This window comes from Sphingomonas sp. P3_C6, assembly GCF_056402595.1.
Window position 1 is genome coordinate 1 of sequence record NZ_JBFUHB010000046.1, and the last position, 20,365, is coordinate 20,365.

Annotated in this window: 24 protein-coding genes and 1 pseudogene; 14 read left to right on the forward strand and 11 right to left on the reverse strand. The window is 66.4% G+C overall.

Annotated elements, in window-relative coordinates:
- Positions 1-392: 392 nt before the first annotated feature.
- The 6 genes from maiA to pyrE all read right to left on the reverse strand — a co-directional run bounded on the left by maiA (position 393) and on the right by pyrE (position 4,859).
- The gene (maiA, locus tag AC1DT7_RS23390; RefSeq protein ID WP_478038625.1) at positions 393-1,025 is read right to left on the reverse strand and encodes a maleylacetoacetate isomerase; all 633 of its coding nucleotides are present in this window, start codon (positions 1,023-1,025) and stop codon (positions 393-395) included.
- Positions 1,022-2,083 carry an AI-2E family transporter gene (locus tag AC1DT7_RS23395; protein ID WP_478038626.1) on the reverse strand — a complete coding sequence of 354 codons (1,062 nt, stop codon included), beginning with the start codon at positions 2,081-2,083 and terminating at the stop codon, positions 1,022-1,024. The genes maiA and AC1DT7_RS23395 overlap by 4 nt, the downstream gene beginning before the upstream one ends.
- A gap of 2 nt (positions 2,084-2,085) precedes the next feature.
- The gene (gene lepB / locus AC1DT7_RS23400) at positions 2,086-3,036 is read right to left on the reverse strand and encodes a signal peptidase I (RefSeq protein ID WP_478038627.1); all 951 of its coding nucleotides are present in this window, start codon (positions 3,034-3,036) and stop codon (positions 2,086-2,088) included.
- 9 nt (positions 3,037-3,045) lie between these two features.
- Complete coding sequence (gene acpS, locus AC1DT7_RS23405) at positions 3,046-3,450, reverse strand: holo-ACP synthase (protein WP_478038629.1); 405 nt, start codon at positions 3,448-3,450, stop codon at positions 3,046-3,048.
- Between the two features lie 99 nt (positions 3,451-3,549).
- Complete coding sequence (locus AC1DT7_RS23410; RefSeq protein ID WP_478038630.1) at positions 3,550-4,278, reverse strand: pyridoxine 5'-phosphate synthase; 729 nt, start codon at positions 4,276-4,278, stop codon at positions 3,550-3,552.
- Positions 4,275-4,859, reverse strand: a complete 585-nt coding sequence (gene pyrE / locus AC1DT7_RS23415) for an orotate phosphoribosyltransferase (protein ID WP_478038632.1) — start codon at positions 4,857-4,859, stop codon at positions 4,275-4,277. Before pyrE ends, AC1DT7_RS23410 begins: the two co-directional genes overlap by 4 nt.
- Before the next feature lie 197 nt (positions 4,860-5,056).
- Between pyrE and coxB the strand changes: the two genes are divergently transcribed.
- The 11 genes from coxB (at position 5,057) to AC1DT7_RS23470 (ending at position 14,404) form a co-directional block, all read left to right on the forward strand.
- Positions 5,057-6,208 (forward strand): cytochrome c oxidase subunit II, encoded by a 1,152-nt coding sequence (coxB, locus tag AC1DT7_RS23420; protein ID WP_478038634.1) that lies wholly within the window; start codon positions 5,057-5,059, stop codon positions 6,206-6,208.
- A 4-nt stretch (positions 6,209-6,212) separates the two neighbouring features.
- Entirely contained in the window at positions 6,213-7,877 is a 1,665-nt protein-coding gene (gene ctaD, locus AC1DT7_RS23425; RefSeq protein ID WP_478038636.1) for a cytochrome c oxidase subunit I, read from the forward strand.
- Positions 7,878-8,031: 154 nt separating this feature from the next.
- Complete coding sequence (locus AC1DT7_RS23430; RefSeq protein ID WP_478038637.1) at positions 8,032-8,937, forward strand: heme o synthase; 906 nt, start codon at positions 8,032-8,034, stop codon at positions 8,935-8,937.
- On the forward strand, positions 8,937-9,071 hold the full coding sequence (locus AC1DT7_RS23435) for a hypothetical protein (protein ID WP_478038639.1): 135 nt from the start codon (positions 8,937-8,939) through the stop codon (positions 9,069-9,071). The genes AC1DT7_RS23430 and AC1DT7_RS23435 overlap by 1 nt, the downstream gene beginning before the upstream one ends.
- Positions 9,068-9,604 (forward strand): cytochrome c oxidase assembly protein, encoded by a 537-nt coding sequence (locus AC1DT7_RS23440; protein WP_478038641.1) that lies wholly within the window; start codon positions 9,068-9,070, stop codon positions 9,602-9,604. The genes AC1DT7_RS23435 and AC1DT7_RS23440 overlap by 4 nt, the downstream gene beginning before the upstream one ends.
- Positions 9,605-9,639: 35 nt before the next feature.
- Positions 9,640-10,554, forward strand: a complete 915-nt coding sequence (locus AC1DT7_RS23445) for a cytochrome c oxidase subunit 3 (protein ID WP_478038643.1) — start codon at positions 9,640-9,642, stop codon at positions 10,552-10,554.
- 6 nt (positions 10,555-10,560) lie between these two features.
- On the forward strand, positions 10,561-11,067 hold the full coding sequence (locus AC1DT7_RS23450; RefSeq protein ID WP_478038645.1) for a DUF3291 domain-containing protein: 507 nt from the start codon (positions 10,561-10,563) through the stop codon (positions 11,065-11,067).
- Between the two features lie 34 nt (positions 11,068-11,101).
- A complete protein-coding gene (locus AC1DT7_RS23455; protein ID WP_478038647.1) occupies positions 11,102-11,440 on the forward strand; it encodes a DUF983 domain-containing protein in 339 nt (112 codons plus the stop codon).
- Entirely contained in the window at positions 11,437-12,069 is a 633-nt protein-coding gene (locus AC1DT7_RS23460; RefSeq protein WP_478038648.1) for an SURF1 family protein, read from the forward strand. Before AC1DT7_RS23455 ends, AC1DT7_RS23460 begins: the two co-directional genes overlap by 4 nt.
- A 42-nt stretch (positions 12,070-12,111) precedes the next feature.
- Entirely contained in the window at positions 12,112-13,509 is a 1,398-nt protein-coding gene (thrC, locus tag AC1DT7_RS23465; protein ID WP_478038650.1) for a threonine synthase, read from the forward strand.
- Between the two features lie 13 nt (positions 13,510-13,522).
- Positions 13,523-14,404, forward strand: a complete 882-nt coding sequence (locus AC1DT7_RS23470; protein WP_478038652.1) for a class I SAM-dependent methyltransferase — start codon at positions 13,523-13,525, stop codon at positions 14,402-14,404.
- Positions 14,405-14,531: 127 nt separating this feature from the next.
- Here the strand turns inward: AC1DT7_RS23470 and AC1DT7_RS23475 are convergent, their stop codons facing one another.
- The 3 genes from AC1DT7_RS23475 to AC1DT7_RS23485 are packed head-to-tail and all read right to left on the reverse strand — an operon-like array spanning position 14,532 to position 16,188.
- The gene (locus AC1DT7_RS23475) at positions 14,532-15,176 is read right to left on the reverse strand and encodes a heme exporter protein CcmB (RefSeq protein ID WP_478038654.1); all 645 of its coding nucleotides are present in this window, start codon (positions 15,174-15,176) and stop codon (positions 14,532-14,534) included.
- Positions 15,173-15,763: a heme ABC exporter ATP-binding protein CcmA gene (gene ccmA / locus AC1DT7_RS23480; RefSeq protein WP_478038656.1), complete on the reverse strand. Its 591-nt coding sequence runs from the start codon at positions 15,761-15,763 to the stop codon at positions 15,173-15,175. The genes AC1DT7_RS23475 and ccmA overlap by 4 nt, the downstream gene beginning before the upstream one ends.
- Positions 15,760-16,188, reverse strand: coding sequence for a metallopeptidase family protein (locus AC1DT7_RS23485; RefSeq protein WP_478038657.1), 429 nt, complete (start codon positions 16,186-16,188; stop codon positions 15,760-15,762). Before AC1DT7_RS23485 ends, ccmA begins: the two co-directional genes overlap by 4 nt.
- Positions 16,189-16,238: 50 nt before the next feature.
- Here AC1DT7_RS23485 and AC1DT7_RS23490 point away from each other — a divergent pair, with 50 nt between their 5' ends.
- Positions 16,239-16,532, forward strand: a complete 294-nt coding sequence (locus tag AC1DT7_RS23490; protein WP_478038658.1) for a 4a-hydroxytetrahydrobiopterin dehydratase — start codon at positions 16,239-16,241, stop codon at positions 16,530-16,532.
- Between the two features lie 194 nt (positions 16,533-16,726).
- Here AC1DT7_RS23490 and AC1DT7_RS23495 read toward each other — a convergent pair whose 3' ends face one another.
- Entirely contained in the window at positions 16,727-17,518 is a 792-nt protein-coding gene (locus tag AC1DT7_RS23495) for an SDR family oxidoreductase (RefSeq protein WP_478038660.1), read from the reverse strand.
- 145 nt (positions 17,519-17,663) lie between these two features.
- On the opposite strand from AC1DT7_RS23495, the gene AC1DT7_RS23500 reads away from it, so the two are divergent.
- Positions 17,664-18,446, forward strand: coding sequence for an ATP-binding cassette domain-containing protein (locus AC1DT7_RS23500; protein ID WP_478038662.1), 783 nt, complete (start codon positions 17,664-17,666; stop codon positions 18,444-18,446).
- Complete coding sequence (locus tag AC1DT7_RS23505) at positions 18,443-19,975, forward strand: ABC transporter permease/substrate-binding protein (RefSeq protein WP_478038664.1); 1,533 nt, start codon at positions 18,443-18,445, stop codon at positions 19,973-19,975. Before AC1DT7_RS23500 ends, AC1DT7_RS23505 begins: the two co-directional genes overlap by 4 nt.
- 158 nt (positions 19,976-20,133) lie before the next feature.
- Here the strand turns inward: AC1DT7_RS23505 and AC1DT7_RS23510 are convergent.
- A pseudogene (locus AC1DT7_RS23510) lies at positions 20,134-20,365 on the reverse strand (hypothetical protein); the annotation flags it as partial.

Genomic DNA, 20,365 nt, shown 5'->3' on the forward strand with positions numbered 1-20,365 from the left:
CTGCTGGATGGCAAGGATGCGCCGACCAGAAACCCTCTCCTGCGTACCCTCGCGTGCCGACCCGATCATCTCCGACGACGTCACGCGCGCGTTGCGCAAAAAACGCGTAATCCGCATCTCTCCAGCACGGCTCCCACCAAGCGAGCGTACCCGTACCCGCGCCGCGCCGGTGCCCACCAACCGACCCAGCAAAAACGCCCCCCTTTTTGAAGGCGCAGGTCCCCAAAACAGCCCAGCCCTGACTTCATCACTTGCCCTCCGATCAAACCCCTCAACGGAATCAGATCGAACACCGAACCGCAAGATGTGTGAACGTCCTAGGGCCTTCGCCGGGGAACAAGGAAGAAGGCCGAAGCGATGTGTCCGACGGGTTGGATCCGAGGCAGGACGATCTAGCCCGCGGGCCTGACCCGGTCGGGATGCGCGGCCGCGATCTCCGGCATCGCGTTCGCCGCCGCATCCGCCGCCACCAGCCGCGGGAACGGCTCCAGATCCACCGAAAAGCGCCGCGCATTGTACATCTGCGGCACCAGGCAGACGTCGGCGAGATTGGGCGCGTCGCCGCCCAGGAACGGGCCCGCATTCGCGCCCGTCAGCGTCTCCAGCGCGGTGAAGCCCTCGATAATCCAGTGGCGATACCAGTCGTCCTTTGCCGCCTGGTCGGCACCGAACTGGTTCTCCAGCCGCTTCAGGATGCGCAGATTGTCGACCGGATGGATGTCGGCCGCGATCACCAGCGCCTGGGCGAGCACGCGTGCCCGGGCGAGCGGATCGCGTGGCACCATCGGCGGATCGGGATGGAGCGCGTCTAGATAGTCGATGATCGCCAGGCTCTGGGTGATTGGCTGGCCGTCCACTTCGAGGGTCGGCACCAGACCCTGCGGGTTGCGCGCGAGATTCGCCGGGCCGCGGTGCGCATTCTCCAGTAGCGGCACGTCCCGGCTCTCATAGACGACGTGTTTCAGGTTGAGCACGATCCGGACGCGGTACGCAGCCGACGACCGCCAATAGTCATAGAGGATCACGCCGCATCCGATTCGATCGCCCGCTCCGAATTGCGTTCGAGCGCTACCTTGATCATCGCCACGATCGGATCGGCGAGCGCGAGGCCGAGCACGCCGAACAGGGTGCTCGCCAGAATCTGCGACGAGAGGGTCAGGGCAGGGGGCAGGTCGACCGTACGCCGCGCCACCATCGGGATGACGACATAGCCGTCGAAGGTCTGCACGCCGAAATAGACGGCGATCGCCCAGAGGCCGGTATCGACCCCGGCGCTGAAGCCGACCGCGATCATCAGCACACCGCTGGTGAAGGCGCCGATATTGGGGATGAAGGCGAGCAGCCCGGTCAGGATGCCGAGCAGCAGCGCCATCGGCACACCCACCGCCCACAGGCAGAGCCAGGTCAGCACCCCTTCGAACAACATGCCGGCCAGCCGCCCGGCGAGCAGCCGGCGCATCGTCGCGGCCATACGCTCGATGGTGATGGCGAATTCGCCGCGCATGTCGGACGGCACCATCCATTGCAGCCCGCGATCGTAGATCTTCGGCTCCATCGCGATGAACAGGCCGATCACCAGCACCATGAACAGGCTGGTCAGCGCGCCGAGGGCGGTGCCGACCCAGGAGGTGAGTTTCCCGAAGGAGCCCATCGCCTGCTGGATCAGGCCGTTCACATCTGCACGCCCCGGCATCAGGCCCATGCCCGATGCCCAGGAGACGAGCCGGTTCCCCTGCACCTCGAGCGTAACACGCAGCTGCTCGGCCTGCGCCGCGACCTGAACGCCGGTCATGTAGAAGACGCCGAGCACGAAGATGACGGCACACAGCATCACGATCAGCAGGCGCAGCCCGCGCCCGATCGGCAGCACGCGACCGAGCAGGCGGACGCCGCCGTCGAGCATCGCGGCAAAGACGAGGCCGCCGAAGATGATCAGGATCGGCTGGATCAGCACCACAACCAGCGCCATCGCCGCGGCGAGGCCGAGCCAGACGGTCGCGCGTTTCAGCTCCTTGCGGACGAAGGGATCGCGCAGCTCGTTCGGGCCGGGTTCGGGGTCGATCGCTGCGGTTTCCTTCGCCATGGTCATTCCTTCGGTTTATCCCGTGCCGCGTGAAGCGAGGTGCCGGCGCGGCCCGGCCGGAAGCTCTGCCCCCAGGTGAGGGGATTCCACGTCCCGTTGCCGCTCTTGGAGAAGGTGATGAACTCGGCGCGGCCGCCCAGATTCTCCCAGGGCACGTCGCCGCCCAGGCCCATCGCCGCCACGGCGAAACGGCTGTCTGCGCTATGGTCGCGATTGTCGCCCATCAGGAACACATGGTTGGGGCGGATCGTGATCGGTCCGTAATTGTCACCGTCGCTCGGGCCGCTCTCGACCGTGTCGTAATGCCGGCCATTGGGCAGCGTCTCGGTGACGAGCGTCAGGCGGCAATATTGCTTGCCGTCCGGGCCGGTCTGGAGCGCACCGGGATATTGCTCGGGATCGCACACCGTCTTGGCGTCGACCGGGATCATCGCGTCGTGTGGCGGGCCGCGCTTCACGGCGACGCCGTTGATGAAGACGGTGCCCTCGATCACCTGCAGCCGGTCGCCCGGCAGGCCGATCAGGCGTTTGATATAATCGGTGTTGCGGGTCGGCGGCGTGACGATCACGACATCGCCGCGCTCGGGCATCTTCCCGAACAGCCGGCCATGGACGAAGGGCAATTGCACGCCCCAGCTCTCGACCTCCTGGCGCAGCACCAGGCTGCGGAACATCGCAACTGGATTGGGGATGGTGGGCGAGACGAACGACCAGCCATAGGCATATTTGGTCACGATCAGCTGATCGCCGACCTGAAGGCCGGGCAGCATCGATTCGGACGGGATGTAGAAGGGCTTGGCGATGAAGCTGTGAAAGCCGAGCACCGCCAGAATCAGCCAGAAGATACCCTTGACCTCACCCCACCAGTCGGTCGTGGGGCGTTTCCCGGTCTTTTCGGGCGCGGGCGCGGCCTGCTGCTCGGGCACTCCCTCCAACGCCAACTCCTCACTCATTTCAATGTCCTACTCGGCCCTGATCGCTTCGATCACCACGAAAGCCTGAGCCCATGGATGATCGTCTGTTAGCGTCAGATGTACATGGGCGACGTGGCCCGCGGGGGTCAGCGCGTCAAGCCTCGCCCGGGCGCCGCCGGTCAGCGCCAGTGTCGGGGCGCCCGACGGCGCGTTGATCACGCCGATATCCTTCATGAAGACGCCGCGCTTGAACCCGGTGCCGACCGCCTTGGAGAAAGCCTCCTTTGCGGCGAAGCGCTTGGCCAGCGTGCCTGCCTTGGTGAAGGGGCGGCGATTGCCCTTGGCGCGCTCGATCTCGGTGAACACGCGGTTCTCGAAGCGGTCGCCGAATCGATCGAGCGACGCCTGGATCCGCTCGATATTGCACAGGTCGGAGCCGAGACCGATGATCACTTTACCCCCTCCCGCTTGCGGGAGCGGGCAGGGGGGGGCTCGCGCTATCACGCACGTTACCTTCGGTGGTAAGCGGGAGGGGGGAAGAAGAGCAGCCTCTCACCGCGCCGAATCCATCGCCGCCCGCATCCTGCGCACCGCTTCGCCCAGTCCGACGAACATCGCCTCGCCCACGAGGAAATGCCCGATGTTCAGTTCCCGCACCTGCCTGATCGCGGCGATCGGCGCGACATTGTCATAGGTCAGGCCATGCCCGGCATGCACCTCGATCCCGTTCTTCGCAGCCAGCGCGGCGGCATCGGACAGGCGGCGCAACTCCTCCGCCTGCGCCTCGCCCTCAAGCTCGGCATAACGCCCGGTATGCAGCTCGACCACCGGCGCGCCGAGGCGCAGCGCCGCCTCGATCTGGCGCGCATCGGGCTCGATGAACAGCGATACGCGTATCTTCGCCGCGCCAAGCTGGCTTACCAACGGTGCCAGCAGGTTATGCTGTCCGGCCGCGTCGAGGCCGCCCTCGGTGGTGCGCTCCTCGCGCTTCTCCGGCACGATACAGGCCGCGTGCGGCCGGTGGCGCAGCGCGATGGCGAGCATCTCGTCGGTCGCGGCCATCTCCAGGTTGAGCGGGATGGTCAGCTGTTCGGAAAGCCGGGCGATATCGTCATCGGTGATATGCCGCCGATCCTCGCGCAGATGCGCGGTGATGCCGTCGGCGCCAGACTCGGCGGCGAGCAGCGCGGCGCGGACCGGGTCGGGATACCCCGCCCCGCGCGCATTCCGGACGGTCGCGACATGGTCGATATTGACGCCRAGCCGCAGCAAATCGGTCATGCCGCAGCCCGGCTGCCCGGCTTGATCGCGGGCAGCGCCGCCAGCTCGGGCGGCAGCGACTCGGCATTGTAGGTCGGCACGTCGACCCTGATCAGCGGGAAGAAGGGCACGCCCAGATCGGCAGTGCCGCCCGACCGATCGACCAGCGAAGCCGCGGCGATCGTCTCGCCGCCGGCGCGGCCGATCGCCGCGATCGCCTCACGGGATGAGAGGCCGGTGGTGACCACGTCCTCCATCATCAGCACCTTCGCGCCGGGGGTGAGGCGGAAACCGCGGCGCAGCTCGAATACGCCGTCGGGCCGTTCGAGGAACATCGCCTCGACGCCGAGCGCGCGCGCCATCTCGTGTCCTGCGATCACGCCGCCCATCGCCGGCGACACCACGACGTCGATACGCGAGCGGATTTCAGTCGGGATGCGTGTCGCCAGCTCGGTCGAGAGGCGCGCGCCGCGGGCCGGGTCCATCAGCACACGCGCGCATTGCAGATAGCGCGAGGAGCGCAGCCCGGAGGACAAGATGAAATGTCCCTCCAGCAGGGCGTCGGCGGCACGGAACTCGGCCAGGATTTCGTCGTCGGTCATCTGCGCTGTCTTTCGTGAAAGCGTGCGGTTGATAGGAGCCCCACAGGGGCCGCGCAACGCCCACAACCGGCGGGATGGCAAAAAACGCCCCGACACGCTTGAGACACCAGCACCTCCCGCGTATAGGCCCATCGCAACGAGCGTATTCCCGCTCGCGCGCCATGGATGGAAAGGCGCAATCAGGGGTGACGAGACGCATGCGCAGTAAGGGGTTGAAGTCGATCGTGCTAGCGGCCGGACTCGCGATAGCGGGTATCGGTTATGCCGCGGCGCCGGCGCCACAGGCGGCAACGCCAACCACCACGGCGGCTCCGGCAACGACCAATGCTGCGCCGACGACCGGGGCTGCGCCTGCCGCAGTGACTCCGACCGCCGCCGCGCCGACCGATCCGATGCTCGTGCTCGACGGTGGCCCGGACGTGAAGCCGGTCACCGGCGTCGGCATGCCGGTCGACGGCCATTGGTGGCTTCAGGCCCAAGTGACCCCGAATGGCCGCCGCGCCCACTGGTTCCATGATGCCATCCTGTTCCCGGTGATCGTCGCCATCTCGGTCCTGGTGCTGTTCCTGCTGCTCTGGGTGATGTTCCGCTATCGCCGCTCTGCGAACCCGGTGCCGTCCAAGACCTCGCACAACACCTTCATCGAGATCATCTGGACTGCGGTCCCGGTCATTATCCTCGCGCTGATCGCCGCGCCCTCGATCGGGCTGCTCGCCGCGCAGTACAAGCCGGCCCCGGCCAATGCCATCACGTTGAAGGCGATCGGCAACCAGTGGTACTGGACCTATCAGTATCCGGACAATGGCGGGTTCGAGATCACCTCGAACATGCTGAAGGAAAAGGATCAGGTTCAGCCGGGCGAGCGTTTCCGCACCGACGACGACGGTCCCAAGCTGCTGGCGACCGACAACCGCGTGGTCCTGCCGATCAACACGCCGATCCGCCTGATCACCACCGCGAACGACGTGATCCACAGCTGGGCGATCCCGGCGTTCTGGATCAAGCTCGACGCCATCCCCGGCCGCCTGAACGAGACGAGCTTCACCATCGAGAAGGAAGGCGTCTATTTCGGCCAGTGCTCCGAACTGTGCGGCGCGCGCCATGGCTTCATGCCGATCACCGTCGTTGCGGTGAAGCCCGAGGTGTTCGCCGCCTGGGTGAAGGCAAAGGGTGGCACGATGCCCGGCGCCGCCAAGCCGGCGGCTGCGGCGGCTGCAGCCCCTGCACCGGCGGCCGAGACGGTCACCGAAAATGCCACCGGACCGGTCGAGAACGCGACCAGCGCCGCTCCCGCTACCAATCAGGCTGCCACGGCTAACACCGCCGGCGCCGGCAACGCTGGACAGTAAGACAATGACCGACACCGCCCTTCACCCGTCTGCGTTCGAAGCGCATCATGACGATCACGCGCATCACGATGCCGATCACAAGCCCGCGTTCTTCGCGCGGTGGTTCATGTCGACGAACCACAAGGACATCGGCACCCTCTATCTGATCTTCGCGATCTTCGCCGGCATCGTCGGCGGCGGCATTTCTGGCCTGATGCGTCTTGAGCTGGCTGAGCCCGGTATCCAGTATCTCGGCTATTGGGCCACTTGGTTCCACGGCAGCGCGCAGAGCCTCGACGAATCGCTCCATTTCTGGAACGTTCTGATCACCGCCCACGGCCTGATCATGGTGTTCTTCATGGTCATGCCGGCCATGATCGGCGGTTTCGGCAACTGGTTCGTTCCGATCATGATCGGTGCGCCGGACATGGCCTTCCCGCGCATGAACAACATCAGCTTCTGGCTGCTGGTTCCGGCCTTCATCCTGCTGTTCTCGTCACCCTTCTTCGGCGGCGCGGGCACCGGCTGGACGGTCTATGCGCCGCTCTCCACTTATGGCGAGCCCGGGCCTTCGGTCGACATGGCGATCCTGTCGCTCCACCTTGCGGGCGCCAGCTCGATCCTGGGTGCGATCAACTTCATCACCACCATCTTCAACATGCGCGCGCCGGGCATGACGCTGCACAAGATGCCGCTGTTCGCCTGGTCGGTGCTGGTCACCGCCTTCCTGCTGCTGCTCTCGCTGCCGGTTCTCGCCGCGGCGATCACCATGCTGCTCACCGACCGCAACTTCCACACCACCTTCTTCGATCCGGCCGGCGGCGGCGACCCCGTCCTGTACCAGCATCTGTTCTGGTTCTTCGGCCACCCCGAGGTGTACATCATGATCCTGCCGGGCTTCGGCATGATCAGCCACATCATCTCGACCTTTTCGAAGAAGCCGGTGTTCGGCTATCTCGGCATGGCCTATGCCATGGTCGCGATCGGCGTGGTCGGCTTCGTCGTGTGGGCGCACCACATGTTCACCACCGGCCTCAGCGTGAACGTGAAGATGTACTTCACCGCCGCGACGATGGTCATCGCGGTCCCGACCGGCATCAAGATCTTCTCCTGGATCGCGACGATGTGGGGCGGCTCGCTCAGCTTCAAGACTCCCATGGTCTGGGCAATCGGCTTCATCTTCATGTTCACCGTCGGTGGCGTGACCGGCGTCGTGCTCGCCAATGGCGGCGTCGACGACATCATGCAGGACACCTATTACGTGGTGGCGCACTTCCACTACGTGCTGTCGCTCGGTGCGGTGTTCAGCCTGTTCGCGGGTTTCTATTACTGGTTCCCGAAGATGTCGGGCCGGATGTACAACGAGTTCCTCGGTCAGGTGCACTTCTGGGTGTTCTTCATCGGCGTGAACGTGATGTTCTTCCCGATGCACTTCCTGGGCGTTCAGGGCATGCCGCGGCGTATCCCCGACTACAATCCAGAATACGCGTTTTTCAACCACATGGCCTCGATCGGCTACGCGATCATGGCGCTCTCGATGCTGGTGTTCTTCGTCAACATCATCTGGTCGCTGTTCGCGGGCAAGAAGGCTGGCGACAACCCCTGGGGCGAAGGCGCGACGACGCTCGAATGGACCCTGTCGAGCCCGCCGCCATACCATCAGTTCGAGACGCTGCCGCGCATCGACTGACGACCGGCGCCGCCCGCGGCGGCACCGACTGAGTTCCCCTCCCGCTTGCGGGAGGGGCTAGGGGTGGGCTCCCGCTCACCATGAACGTAACGTGCGCGGATAGCGCGAGCCCACCCCCGACCCCTCCCGCAAGCGGGAGGGGAGAGTTAAACAGATGAACACGACGACCGCACAGCCTCTCATGCTCCCCGCCGACTGGCGCGATTTCCTCGCGCTCACGAAGCCGCGGGTGATGACGCTCGTCGTTTTCACCGGCCTGTGCGGGATGCTGGCGGCGCCGGTCGGGATCGATCCCGTGCTCGGCTTCACCGCGATCCTGTGCATCGCCCTCGGGGCAGGCGCGGCGGGCGCGCTCAATCAATGGTATGAGGCCGATATCGACGCCGTGATGAAGCGGACGGCGCGCCGGCCGCTGCCGGCCGGTCGCATGGACCGGCAATCGGCGCTGCATTTCGGCGTCGGGCTCGCCACCTTTTCGGTGATCCTGATGGGGCTGGCGGTGAACGTGCTCGCCGCCGCGATCCTCACCGTGTCGATCCTGTTCTACGTTCTGGTCTATACCGTCTGGCTGAAGCGCCGGACGCCGCAGAACATCGTCATCGGCGGCGCCGCGGGCGCTTTCCCGCCGCTGATCGGCTGGGCCGCCGCGACGGGTGACGTCGCCACCCTGCCGGTGCTGTTGTTCACCCTGGTGTTCCTGTGGACGCCGCCGCATTTCTGGGCGCTCGCGCTGTTCATGAAATCCGATTACGCCGCCGCCGGCGTGCCGATGCTGCCCGTCGTGGCGGGCGAGCGCACGACGCGGCTGCAGATCGGCCTCTATACCATTCCGATGGCGGCGGTGGCGATCGCGCCCTGGGCGCTTCACCTGACGGGCATGATCTACGGAGCGGTCGCCATCGCCACGACGCTGGTCTTCGCGGCGCTCGCGCTTCAGGTCAGCCTGCGCACGACTAGCACCGGCGACACGATGAAGCCGGAAAAGCGGCTGTTCGCCTGGTCGATCCTCTATCTCTTCATTCTATTCGGCGCGCTGGTCGTCGACAGGTGGGTCGGCTGATGCAACATGACGACGATCAGATCCGCGCGCGCCAGCGCTCGCGCTCCATCGTCATGGCGGTGCTGCTCGGCGCATTCGTCATCCTGGTGTTCGCGATCAGCATCGTGAAGATCAAGGCGGGGGTCGCGCATTGACCCGCAAGCTCCGTACCGCGATCCTCGCCGGCGTAGGCGTGTGCTGCATGACCGGGCTCGGCTATGCGAGCGTGCCCCTGTATCGCATGTTCTGCGAGGCGACCGGCCTCAACGGCACGACCCAGCGCGTGCTGGTAGCGCCGGGCGCCGTCGGGGACGCGCAGGTACGAATCGATTTCGATACCAATGTCGCGCCCAAGATGCCCTGGGTCTTCAAACCCGAAGTGCCGTCGGAAACGATCGCCATCGGCGCGCGGGACATGGCGTTCTTCACCGCGACGAACACCAGTGACAAGCCGATCACCGGCACCGCGACCTATAACGTGACGCCAGCCCAGGCCGGCAAATATTTCACCAAGATCCAGTGTTTCTGCTTCACGCAGCAGACGCTGAAGCCGGGTGAGACCGCGCGCATGCCGGTCATCTTCTTCGTCGACCCGAAGATCCTCACCGATCCGGATGCGGCCGACGTGAAGAATATCACGCTCAGCTACACTTTTTACCCTGTGGATTCCGCGAAAGCCGCAAGCTAGAGCGTTGTCGACAGCCTAATAACGGGGACCGAAGAATGGCCGGCGCCAAGAACCACGAATATCATATCCTGCCACCCGATATCTGGCCGTTCGTCGGCTCCTTCTCGGCGCTCACCATGGCGATCGGTGGCATCATGTGGATGCATTCCGGCAGCGTGTTCGGCATCGGCGGCGGCGTGATCTTCTTCCTCGGCGTCGCGGCCGTGCTGCTCACCATGTTCTCCTGGTGGGGCAATGTGATCCGCGAGGCGCATGCCGGCGATCATACGCCCGTCGTGCAGCTCCACCTGCGCTACGGCATGATCCTGTTCATCGCCTCGGAAGTGATGTTCTTCGTCGGCTGGTTCTGGGCGTTCTTCGACTTCTCGCTCTTCCCGGCACCGGTGCAGATCGCCGACGGCACCGTCAGCCTGATCGCCGACGCGGCCCGCGGCACCTGGCCGCCCAAGGGCATCGAGGTGATCGACGCCTTCAAGTTCCCGCTGCTCAACACGCTGATCCTGCTGACCTCGGGCACCACGGTGACCTGGGCGCACCATGCGCTGATCCACAATCAGCGCGGTGGCGAGAAGACCGGTCTCTGGGGCCTGCTCGGCGTGGGCAACCGCGACGGCGTGCTCAAGGGCCTGTGGCTGACGATCATCCTCGGCCTGCTCTTCTCGTCGATCCAGGCGTATGAATATTCGGAAGCGCCGTTCCCGTTCCAGGGGATCAACTATGGCGCGTCCTTCTTCATGGCGACCGGTTTCCACGGTTTCCACGTCATTATCGGCACGATCTTCCTGATCATCTGCCTGGTCCGTGCGTACAAGGGTGACTTCACCCCGCGCCAGCATTTCGGTTTCGAAGCGGCCGCCTGGTACTGGCACTTCGTCGACGTGGTGTGGCTGTTCCTGTTCGTCTCCATCTATGTCTGGGGCGGCTGGGGCGCGCCGGTCCATGGCGGCTAAGCCGGCGTGACGGCACGCTGGCATCTTGCACAGGTCAATATCGGTCGGCTCGTTGCGCCGGCCGATGACCCGCAGGTCGCCGGCTTCTTCGAGGAACTCGACCGGATCAACGCGCTTGCCGAAGCAAGTGCTGGATTCGTCTGGCGGCTGAAAGGGGAGGGCAACAGCGCCACCGACCTGCAGCCGACCCCCGATCCCAGGCTGATCGTCAACATGTCGGTCTGGGCGGATGCCGACTCGCTGTTCGACTATGTCTATCGCAGCGCCCATACGCCGGTGATGGCGCAGCGTCGTAGTTGGTTCGATCGATTCGATGGCGCCTATCAGGCGCTCTGGTGGATCCCCGCAGAGACCACACCCACGATCGATGAAGCGTTCGCCCGCCTCTGGCTGATCGACCGGTTCGGTCCAAGCGACCAGGCTTTCACCTTCAAGCTTCGCTACCCCGCGCCGGACGCGCCCGGCGTCCCCGTCGACATGCGACCCGATCCATGGTGCGTCGGTCACGCCTGAGCCTGGCTTCTCGTCCAGCCCCGCGCCCGCTGACGTGGCGATCAAGGGTCTGTGTCCGCGGTGCGGCAGCACGACGCTGTTTGCCGGCATGACCAAATTCGCCGATCGATGCGGCGCCTGCGGGCTGGATTTCAGCCAGTTCAATGTGGGCGACGGTCCTGCCGCATTTCTTACGCTGATCATCGGCGGGTTGCTCGTCGGCGTCGCTGTGACGCTCCAGCTGACCGTCGAGCCGCCGCTCTGGCTGCTGGCGTTGATCCTGATTCCCCTGGCGGCGGTCGCGGTGACCGGATCGCTTCGCGTCGCCAAGGGCGCGCTGCTTGCCTTCGAGTATCGCAACTCGGCGCGCGAGGGCCGGATCGCCGACAAATGAAGCCGCGCTTCCCCGTTATCGCCACGATCGTGGTCGGCCTCGCCATCGTCGCGATGATCGCGCTCGGTATCTGGCAGCTCGAACGCAAGGGGCAGAAAGAAGCGCTGCTCTTGCAGCTTGCGGCGAATCGCTCGCTGCCGCCGATCGCCTTTCCGCGCATTCCGGTCGACGATACCCTGTTGTTCCGCCGCGCCAGCGCCTTCTGCCTGGAGCCGGTCGGCTTCAAGGTCGAGGGCGGGCGCAATGCCGCCGGGCGGACCGGCTGGCGCCAGATTGCCGAATGCCGCACTGGCGCCGAGGGGCCGGGGCTCACCGTGCTGATGGGCGTGGCCAGGGCGCCCGATGCCAAGCCGGCCTGGAAGGGCGGCGAGGTGACGGGGTATATCTCGCACGCGCCGGATCACCGGCCGATGATCGCAACCTGGTTCTCGCGCCAGCCCAAGACGCTGATGCTGGTGGCCGATCCGCCGGTGGCCGGGCTCGACGCGAATCCGCAACCCGATCTGGCGTCGGTCCCCAACAACCATCTCGCTTATGCGGTGCAATGGTTCCTGTTCGCGCTGGTTGCCGGCGTGATCTACGGAATAGCCCTGCGACGCCGCCTGAAAGTTGACGCTGCCAAAAGTTGATATGCTTGTGACTTTGCCGCGCCGCGGTTAGGCGCAACGGCCATGCGCTACATCAGCACCCGTGGGGCGGCACCCGTCCTCGATTTCGAACAGGTCACGCTCGCCGGTCTCGCCAGCGATGGTGGCCTTTATGTGCCCGAAACCTGGCCGAGTCTGAGCCGGGACGAGATCGCGGCACTCCGCGGCCTTTCCTATGTCGACACTGCCGTCGCGGTGATGGCGCCCTTCGTCGAAGGCACCTTGTCCCGCGAGGAGCTGCGCGCCCTGTGCACCCAGGCCTATGGCCGTTTCTCGCACAATGCGGTGACGCCGCTCGTCCAGCTCGATCACCAGCACTGGTTGCTCGAACTGTTCCACGGCCCGACGCTGGCCTTCAAGGATGTCGCGCTCCAGCTGCTCGGCCTGCTGTTCGAGCGTTTCCTTGCCGGCTCCGACAAGCATGTGACGATCGTCGGCGCCACCTCGGGCGACACCGGCTCCGCCGCGATCGACGCGCTGGCCGGCCGCGCCGGCGTGGACGTGTTCATGCTCCACCCCAATGGCCGCGTATCGGACGTGCAGCGCCGCCAGATGACCACGGTGCTCGCGCCCAACATCCACAACATCGCGATCGATGGTAGCTTCGATGATGCCCAGGCGCTGGTGAAGGCGATGTTCAACGACCCCGGCTTCTCGGGCAGGTTCCAGTTGTCGGCGGTCAACTCGATCAACTGGGCCCGGCTGATGGCGCAGGTTGTCTATTATTTCTACGCCGCCGTCCGGCTCGGCGCGCCCGATCGCCCCGTCGCCTTCTCGGTGCCGACCGGCAATTTCGGCGACGTCTTCGCCGGCTATGTCGCGGCGAAGATGGGCCTGCCGGTCGCGAAGCTGGTCGTCGCGACCAACGTCAACGACATCCTCCACCGCGCGCTCGCCCAAGGCGATTATTCGCAGGGCACTGTCGTGCCCACGCCGAGCCCCTCGATGGACATCCAGGTGTCGAGCAATTTCGAACGCCTGTTGTTCGATCTCGGCGGTCGTGACGGCAATGCGACGCGCGATCAGATGCATGGGTTCGAATCGACCAAGGCGATGCGCCTCACCAACGCCCAGCGCGAAGGTGCGGCCGGCCTGTTCGCCAGCGACCGGATCGATCTCGACGACATGGCGCTGGCGATGCGCTGGGCCTGTGACGGTTCGGGCCAGGTGATCGATCCGCACAGCGCGATCGGCCTCGCCGCCGCCCGCCGTGCCGGCCTCCCCGCCGATGTGCCCGTGGTGACGCTGGCGACGGCGCACCCGGCGAAGTTCGGCGACGCGGTCGAACGCGCGACCGGCCTCCGCCCGTCGCTGCCCGCGCGAATCGGCGACCTGTTCGACCGCGAAGAGCGCTATGCGACCCTGCCCGGCACCTTCGACGCGGTCACCGGCTACATCGCCGAGCGGGCGGTGGCGATCTGATGGGGAGGGGAGCGTGAAGCTCGAAACGCTCATCGGCGAACCCTGGGCCGATTACGGCCTCATCGACTCGGGCAATGGCCGCAAGCTCGAACGCTATGGCCGTTTCCGTTTCATCCGCCCTGAAGGCCAGGCGCTCTGGGCCCCGGCCAGCGACGACTGGCGCGCCCAGGCCGAATTCGTGCCCGGCTCGGACGAGGATGGCGGCGGCCGCTGGGAATTCGCCGAGCCTGTCCCGCGCGACGGCTGGCCGCTCAAATGGGACCAGGTGACCTTCCAGGCCAGCACCACGCCTTTCCGGCATCTCGGCTTCTTCCCGGACATGGCGCCGGTGTGGAGCTGGATGCGCGAGCAGGTCGCCGACAAGCTGGCCGCGGGGGAGGCGCCTGAATGCCTCAACCTGTTCGGCTATACCGGCGTCGGCACGCTCGCCATGGCGGCGAAGGGCGTGAAGATGGTCCATGTCGACGCCTCCAAGAAATCGGTCGAGGCGGCCCGCGCCAACGCGGTGCTCTCCGGCATGGCCGACAAGCCGATCCGCTGGATGACCGACGACGCGACCAAGTTCATCGCCCGCGAGGTCAGGCGCGGCCGTCGCTATGACGGCATCCTGCTCGACCCGCCCAAATTCGGTCGCGGGCCGGAGGGGGAGGTGTGGAAGCTCGAGGAAGGGCTACCCGGCCTGATCGCCGATTGCCGCAAGCTGCTCGACAGCGAATCGCGCTTCCTGTTCCTGACGGTCTACGCGGTGCGCATGTCGGCGCTGGCTATCGGGGAACTGCTCAACCAGGCGCTCGGCGATCTCGGCGGCAAGGTCGAGGCGGGCGAACTGGCGGTTCGCGAAGAAGCGCGCGGGCTGCTGCTCCCGACCGCGATCTGGGCGAGGTGGTCGCGTTGACCTTCTTCTTAGCCTCTCGCTTGCGGGAGGGGACCGAGGGGTGGGCGCCCGGCCAAAACCAAACGCGCCGCTCGCGGTGAGCGCGAGCCCACCCCCAGCCCCTCTCCTGAAGGGGAGGGGAGAAGCATCACTCCATCCCGGCCCGCATCGCCGCGCCAGCCACGAACGGCGCCCCGGCCACCAGCGTCAGACTCACCGCCGCCAGCAGCTTCACCGCGCCCATCCCGCCATCGATCGACCCGGCGCCGAAGATCAGCAGCGGCACCGCCAGCGGCAGCATCACCAGCCCGGCGACCGCCCCGGCCCCACGCAGCCCCGACACCAGGGCTGAGGTAGCCACAGCCAGCGCCGCCAGCCCCGGCGTCCCGATCAGCAGGCCCAGCTCGACCCGCAGCACCGTCTCGCCCGACAGGTCGAGCAACCCCGCCGCGATCACCGCCGCCAGCATCAGCGGCGGCCCGAACGCAAGCCAGTGCGCCGCGATCTTCGCCGCCGCGACGCTCGCCATGCTGAGCCCGCGCACCGCACACTGGTCGAGCACACCGCTTTCCGCGTCAGGCCCGATCAGCCGCTCGACCGGCATCAGCGCGGCGAGCAATGCCGCGGCCCAGATCACCCCGCCGCCGACCCGCGCCAGCAGCGCCGCATCGGGCCCGATCGCAAAGGGAAACAGGATCGCGACCAACAGGAAAAAGGCGAGCGTGTAGGTCACGCTCCCGCCGGCCCAGGCCCGGCCGAGATCGCGCGCGACAAGGGTTAGGAACGGCTTCATGCGGCCCCCAGCGCGATCGGCACGGCATCGGGCACTGCGATCGGCAAATGCGTGGCGACCAGCACCGCCCCGCCGCCTGCGCGGTGCGATTCGATCAGGCCTTCGAGAAGCCGGACACTGGCATCGTCCAACCCGTTAGCCGGCTCGTCGAGCAGCCATAACGACGCCCCGCTCGCGACCACCCGCGCCAGCGCGGCGCGGCGCCGCTGCCCGGTCGAGAGCAACCGCACCGGCACCTCGGCCAGGGCGCTCAGGTTGGTCGCTCCGAGCGCAGCATCGACCCGGGTGCCGACATCGGCTTGTTCGTCATCGAGCGCCGCCCAGAAGCGAAGCGCGCTGCCCAGCCGCCGCTCGGCATCGAGCGCGGCTGCCTCGGCCATCAGCGCCCGCGCCGCCGGCCCCTCGACCGCACCCTGCGCCGGTGTGAGCAGCCCGGCGGCAACCCGGATCAGGCTCGATTTGCCCACGCCGTTCGGCCCGGTGACGAGTGCCGCGCCGCCCGCCGGAATCGCAAAGGACATCCCCTCGAACAGCACCCGCCCGCCGCGTGCGCAGGTCACGTCCCGGAACGCGAGCGCGTTCGTCACGCCTCGCCCGATCCTTCGTTGCCGACCATGTCCTCGAGCGCATGCATGTCGTCGTCGGACAGGCCGAAATGATGGCCCACCTCATGGATCATCACATGCGCGACCAGCTCGTCGAGACCGACCCCGGTCTCTATCCATTCCTCCAGGATCGCGCGGCGGTATAGATGGATGCGGTCGGGGAGCGAACCCGATTCCATCGAGGATTTCTCGCCCACCGGCCGCCCGTGATAGAGTCCGGACAGGTCGAGCGGATGCTCGATGCCGAGCGCGTCGAGCGTTTCCTCGTCGGCGAATTCCTCGACGATCAGCACGACATCGCCCAGATGCGCGCGAAATTCCGCAGGCAGCGCGTTCAGCGCTTTCAGGGCGATCGCGCGGATCGTATCGGCATCGGGCGCGGTGTGCGGTTGAACGGATGCTGGCATGGACTATGCCTTAGGATGAAGGTGCGCGAAGTGCCAGCAGGAGGAAAAAGGTGACGATCGAGCAGTTGACCGAGGAGGAGCGCGCCGGTGCGCTGGACGAACTCGACGAGTGGGATTTCGACGAAGCCCGAGACGCGATCACCCGTACCTTCACCTTTGCCGATTTCAGCGAAGCCTTCGCCTTCATGACACGCGTCGCGCTGCTCGCGGAAAAGGCGGACCATCACCCCGAATGGTCGAATGTCTGGAACCGGGTCGAGATATTGCTGACCACCCATGACGCCGCCGGCCTCTCGCAGCGCGATGTCGACATGGCGACGGCGATCGACCTGCTGGTGGATTGACCGTCGAGGCCGGAGTCGATCAGGCCAGATAACCCGTCACCACGGACTTGTTCCGGGCCCACCGTGCCGCGCACCTTGCAAGGGGCGAGTTTGCGGAACAGTGGATGCCGGAACAAGTCCGGCATGACGGCGGAAAATGAACGGGTGCGCGAACAGGCCACAATCCCTCGCTTTGAAGCAGATGGGGAGCGCTCCTACCCCGCCGCGACCCCGCGCCGCATCATCTTGCGCAACGTGCCCGGCATCCACCGCGCCGCGAACGCCATGCGCCGCGCGGTCTTGCCGACATAGGTGTGGACGGCATTGCCATGCACCGCGTCCCACGCCGCCTGGGCGACGTCGCTCACCGGTGTCAGCTCGAGGCCGGCCGCGGTCACCGTCTCACGGATCGACTGGTTCGATCCCCCGACCGGCTCGTTGAGCAAGGGAGTCTCGATGAAGCCCGGCACGAGGGAGCGCACTCTGATGCCTGCGCCATACCATTCCCCGTCGAGCGCCTCGCTCATAGCGCGCACGCCGAACTTGGTCATCGAATAGGGCGTGAGCCCCGACGCCCCATAGATCGCCGACGCGGACGCGGTGTTGAGCAGGCACGATCCCGGCGTCCGGGCGAGATAGGCATAACCGATCCGCGCGCCGTTCAGCGGGCCCATCAGGTTGATCGAAACGGTCCGGTCGATATCCTCGAAGCTCATCTCGGCGAGCGGCCCGCCCGTGCCGATCCCGGCATTGTTGAACAGCACGTCGAGCCTGCCGCCGGTCGGTGCGGTGAAGGCATCGAGGTTCGCGGCCCAGGCGTCGCGGTCGCGCACGTCCATCACATAGGTCTCGGCCATGCCGGCGGGCAGCATCGCCGCGGTTTCGGCCAGCCCCCTGGCGTTCACATCGGCCAGCCCGACACGCCAGCCGCGGCTCGCGAACAGCTTGGCCGTCGCCTGGCCGATGCCCGATCCGCCGCCGGTGATGAAGATCGATTTCTGCGCCATATACGCTTCCCCTCCGCCGTCATGCCGGACCGGTTCCGACATCATTTCACCCCGAGCCTTGCGCCTTTGGACCGATGGACCCCGGAACAAGTCCGGGTGACGGACTTGATTTGACGGCCGGCACCTTTCCGCACAACCTGCACCGATGCCAGCAGAAACGCACCGGGCCGGGCCGTCTGTCGCCTTTGACGGGGTCTCCAAATCCTATGGAGGTACCATTGCGGTCGATTCGGTTTCACTGGAGATCGCGGGTGGCAGCTTCGTCGCGCTGGTCGGCGCCTCGGGATCGGGCAAATCGACCCTGCTCAAGATGGTCAATCGCCTGATCGAGCCGGGCGCAGGCCGAATCGCCATTGCCGGCGAGGATGTCACGGGCGCCGAGCCTTATGCGCTTCGCCGCCGGATCGGCTATGTCTTCCAGAATATCGGCCTGTTCCCGCATATGAGCGTCGCGGAGAATATCGGCATCGGCCTGCGCCTTGCCGGCGAGAAGGATCGTGCCGGCCGAATCGCCGACCTGCTCGACCTGGTCGACCTGCCCCGGGATTTCGGCAAGCGCATGCCCGACGCGCTGTCGGGCGGGCAGCGCCAGCGTGTCGGCGTGGCCCGCGCGCTCGCCACCGCGCCTGGCCTGATGCTGATGGACGAGCCGTTCGGCGCGCTCGATCCGGTCACCCGCGATCAGCTCGGCGCGGCGATTCGTGCGCTGCACGACCGGCTCGGCCTCACCACTATCATGGTGACTCACGACATGGCGGAGGCCTTGTTGCTCGCCGACCGCGTGCTGGTCATGGCGGCCGGAAGAATCGTGGCCGACGCCTCGCCCAGGGCATTGCTGGCCGGGGAGGGCGGTGCTGAGGCCGACGCGCTGGTCGCCGTGCCGCGCGAACAGGCCCGTCGCCTCCACGCGCTGGAGGGCGACGCATGAGCCCGTTCTTCGAAGCCCTGTCCCGCGTGCCCGACCTGCTCGCCGCGCACCTGCTGCTCGCCGCGTCGGCGCTGGCGCTCGGTCTGATCATCAGCCTGCCGCTCGCTATCTTGTCAGCCCGCCGGCCCACCGTCGCCCGAATCGCGCTCGGTTTCGCCAGCCTGATCCAGACCATTCCGTCGCTCGCCCTGCTCGCGCTCTTCTATCCGCTGCTGCTGTCGCTCTCGACGCTTGTCGGGGGCGGCATCCCTGCGCTCGGTTTCCTGCCGTCGCTGCTCGCGCTGACCCTCTACGCGCTGCTGCCGATCCTCAGGAACGGCGTCACCGGCCTTGCCGGCATCGATCCGGCGGTGATCGAGGCAGCCGACGGCGTCGGCATGACCGCCTGGCAGAAGCTCCGCCTGGTCGAGGCGCCTTTAGTCGCGCCGGTGCTGATGGCCGGCATCCGCACGGCCGCGGTCTGGACGATCGGCGCGGCGACTCTCTCCACCACGGTCGGCCAGCCGAGCCTTGGCGACATGATCTTCGCGGGCCTCCAGACGCAGAATTGGGCGCTTGTCCTTGCTGGCTGCCTCGCCGCGGCGGTGCTCGCATTGGCGGTCGACGCATTGCTTGGGGTAATCGAACGCGGCATCGCAGTGCGCCGATTCGGGCGTGTATGGGCCGCCGCCGCTGTGCTGGCGCTGGGCGTCCTCGTCGCACTCGCGCCCTTGTGGCCCAAAAGCGGTGAGACGGTCGTGATCGGCGCCAAGGGTTTCTCCGAACAATATATCCTCGCCCGCGTCATCGGCCACCGGCTGGAGAAAGCCGGCTACCGCGTCGACTATCGCGAGGGACTCGGCTCGGTCGTCGCCTTCTCGGCGGTCGCCGGCGGCGATATCGATATCTATGTCGATTATTCAGGCACGATCTGGACCAACGGCATGAAGCGCATCGACGTGCCCTCCCGCGCCGCAATCGTGAAGGGCGTGGGCGACTGGGCGCAGCGCGAGCACGGCGTCCGCCTGCTTGGTACATTGGGCTTCGAGAACAGCTACGCCTTCGCCATGCGCGGCGACGATGCGACGCGTCGCGGCATCGCCAGCATCACCGATCTGGCGCCGATCGCGCCGCAGCTCCGCCTCGCCACCGATATCGAGTTCCTCGAACGCCCCGAATGGGCAGCGGTGAAGCGCGCCTATGGCCTGCGCTTCAAGGAGGCGCATCCCTATCAGCCGACCTTCATGTTCAGGGCGCTGACCAGCGGTACGGCGGATGTCATCCCGGCCTTCTCCTCGGACGGCCGCATCGCGGCAGACAAGCTCACGGTGCTGACCGATCCGAAGGGCGCGATTCCCGGATATGATGCGATCCTGCTCGTCTCGCCGAAGCGCGCAAATGACCGCGCCTTCGTCGATGCCCTCACGCCCCTGATCGGCCGCGTATCCGTAGAGGCGATGCGCGAGGCGAACTACATGGTCGACCGCGATGACAATAAGGCGTCGCCGGAAGAGGCGGCGCGGTGGCTTGAGAAGAAGCTGGGCCTCTGACCCATATGAGGGGGAGGGCATGTGCCACCCTCCAGCCGTCATGCCGGACTTGTTCCGGCATCCATCGTGCCGCAAGCACGGCCTCGCATGTTGAGAGACGGACCCCCGAACAAGTCGGTGGTTATATCCTTTGTTCCCCGGCGGAGGCCCTACGAGATTCACACATGGTATAGTGCGTATCCTTGTAGCATCGTCTGAAGGCGTAAGAGGCCTTCGAGTATGACGACGGGTCCGGGTTTTCCATAATAGCCGGTCCAGCCGCCGAGGCGCGCGCAGATCCACGAGGCGAACGCGAGCGAGCCTGGTGGGTGAGGGTTTTTCTGCTTGTCGGTCTTGCCTTCGAGCGCGGCGTTGACCTTGGCCATAGCGGGTTCATCACCGGGATCGAAC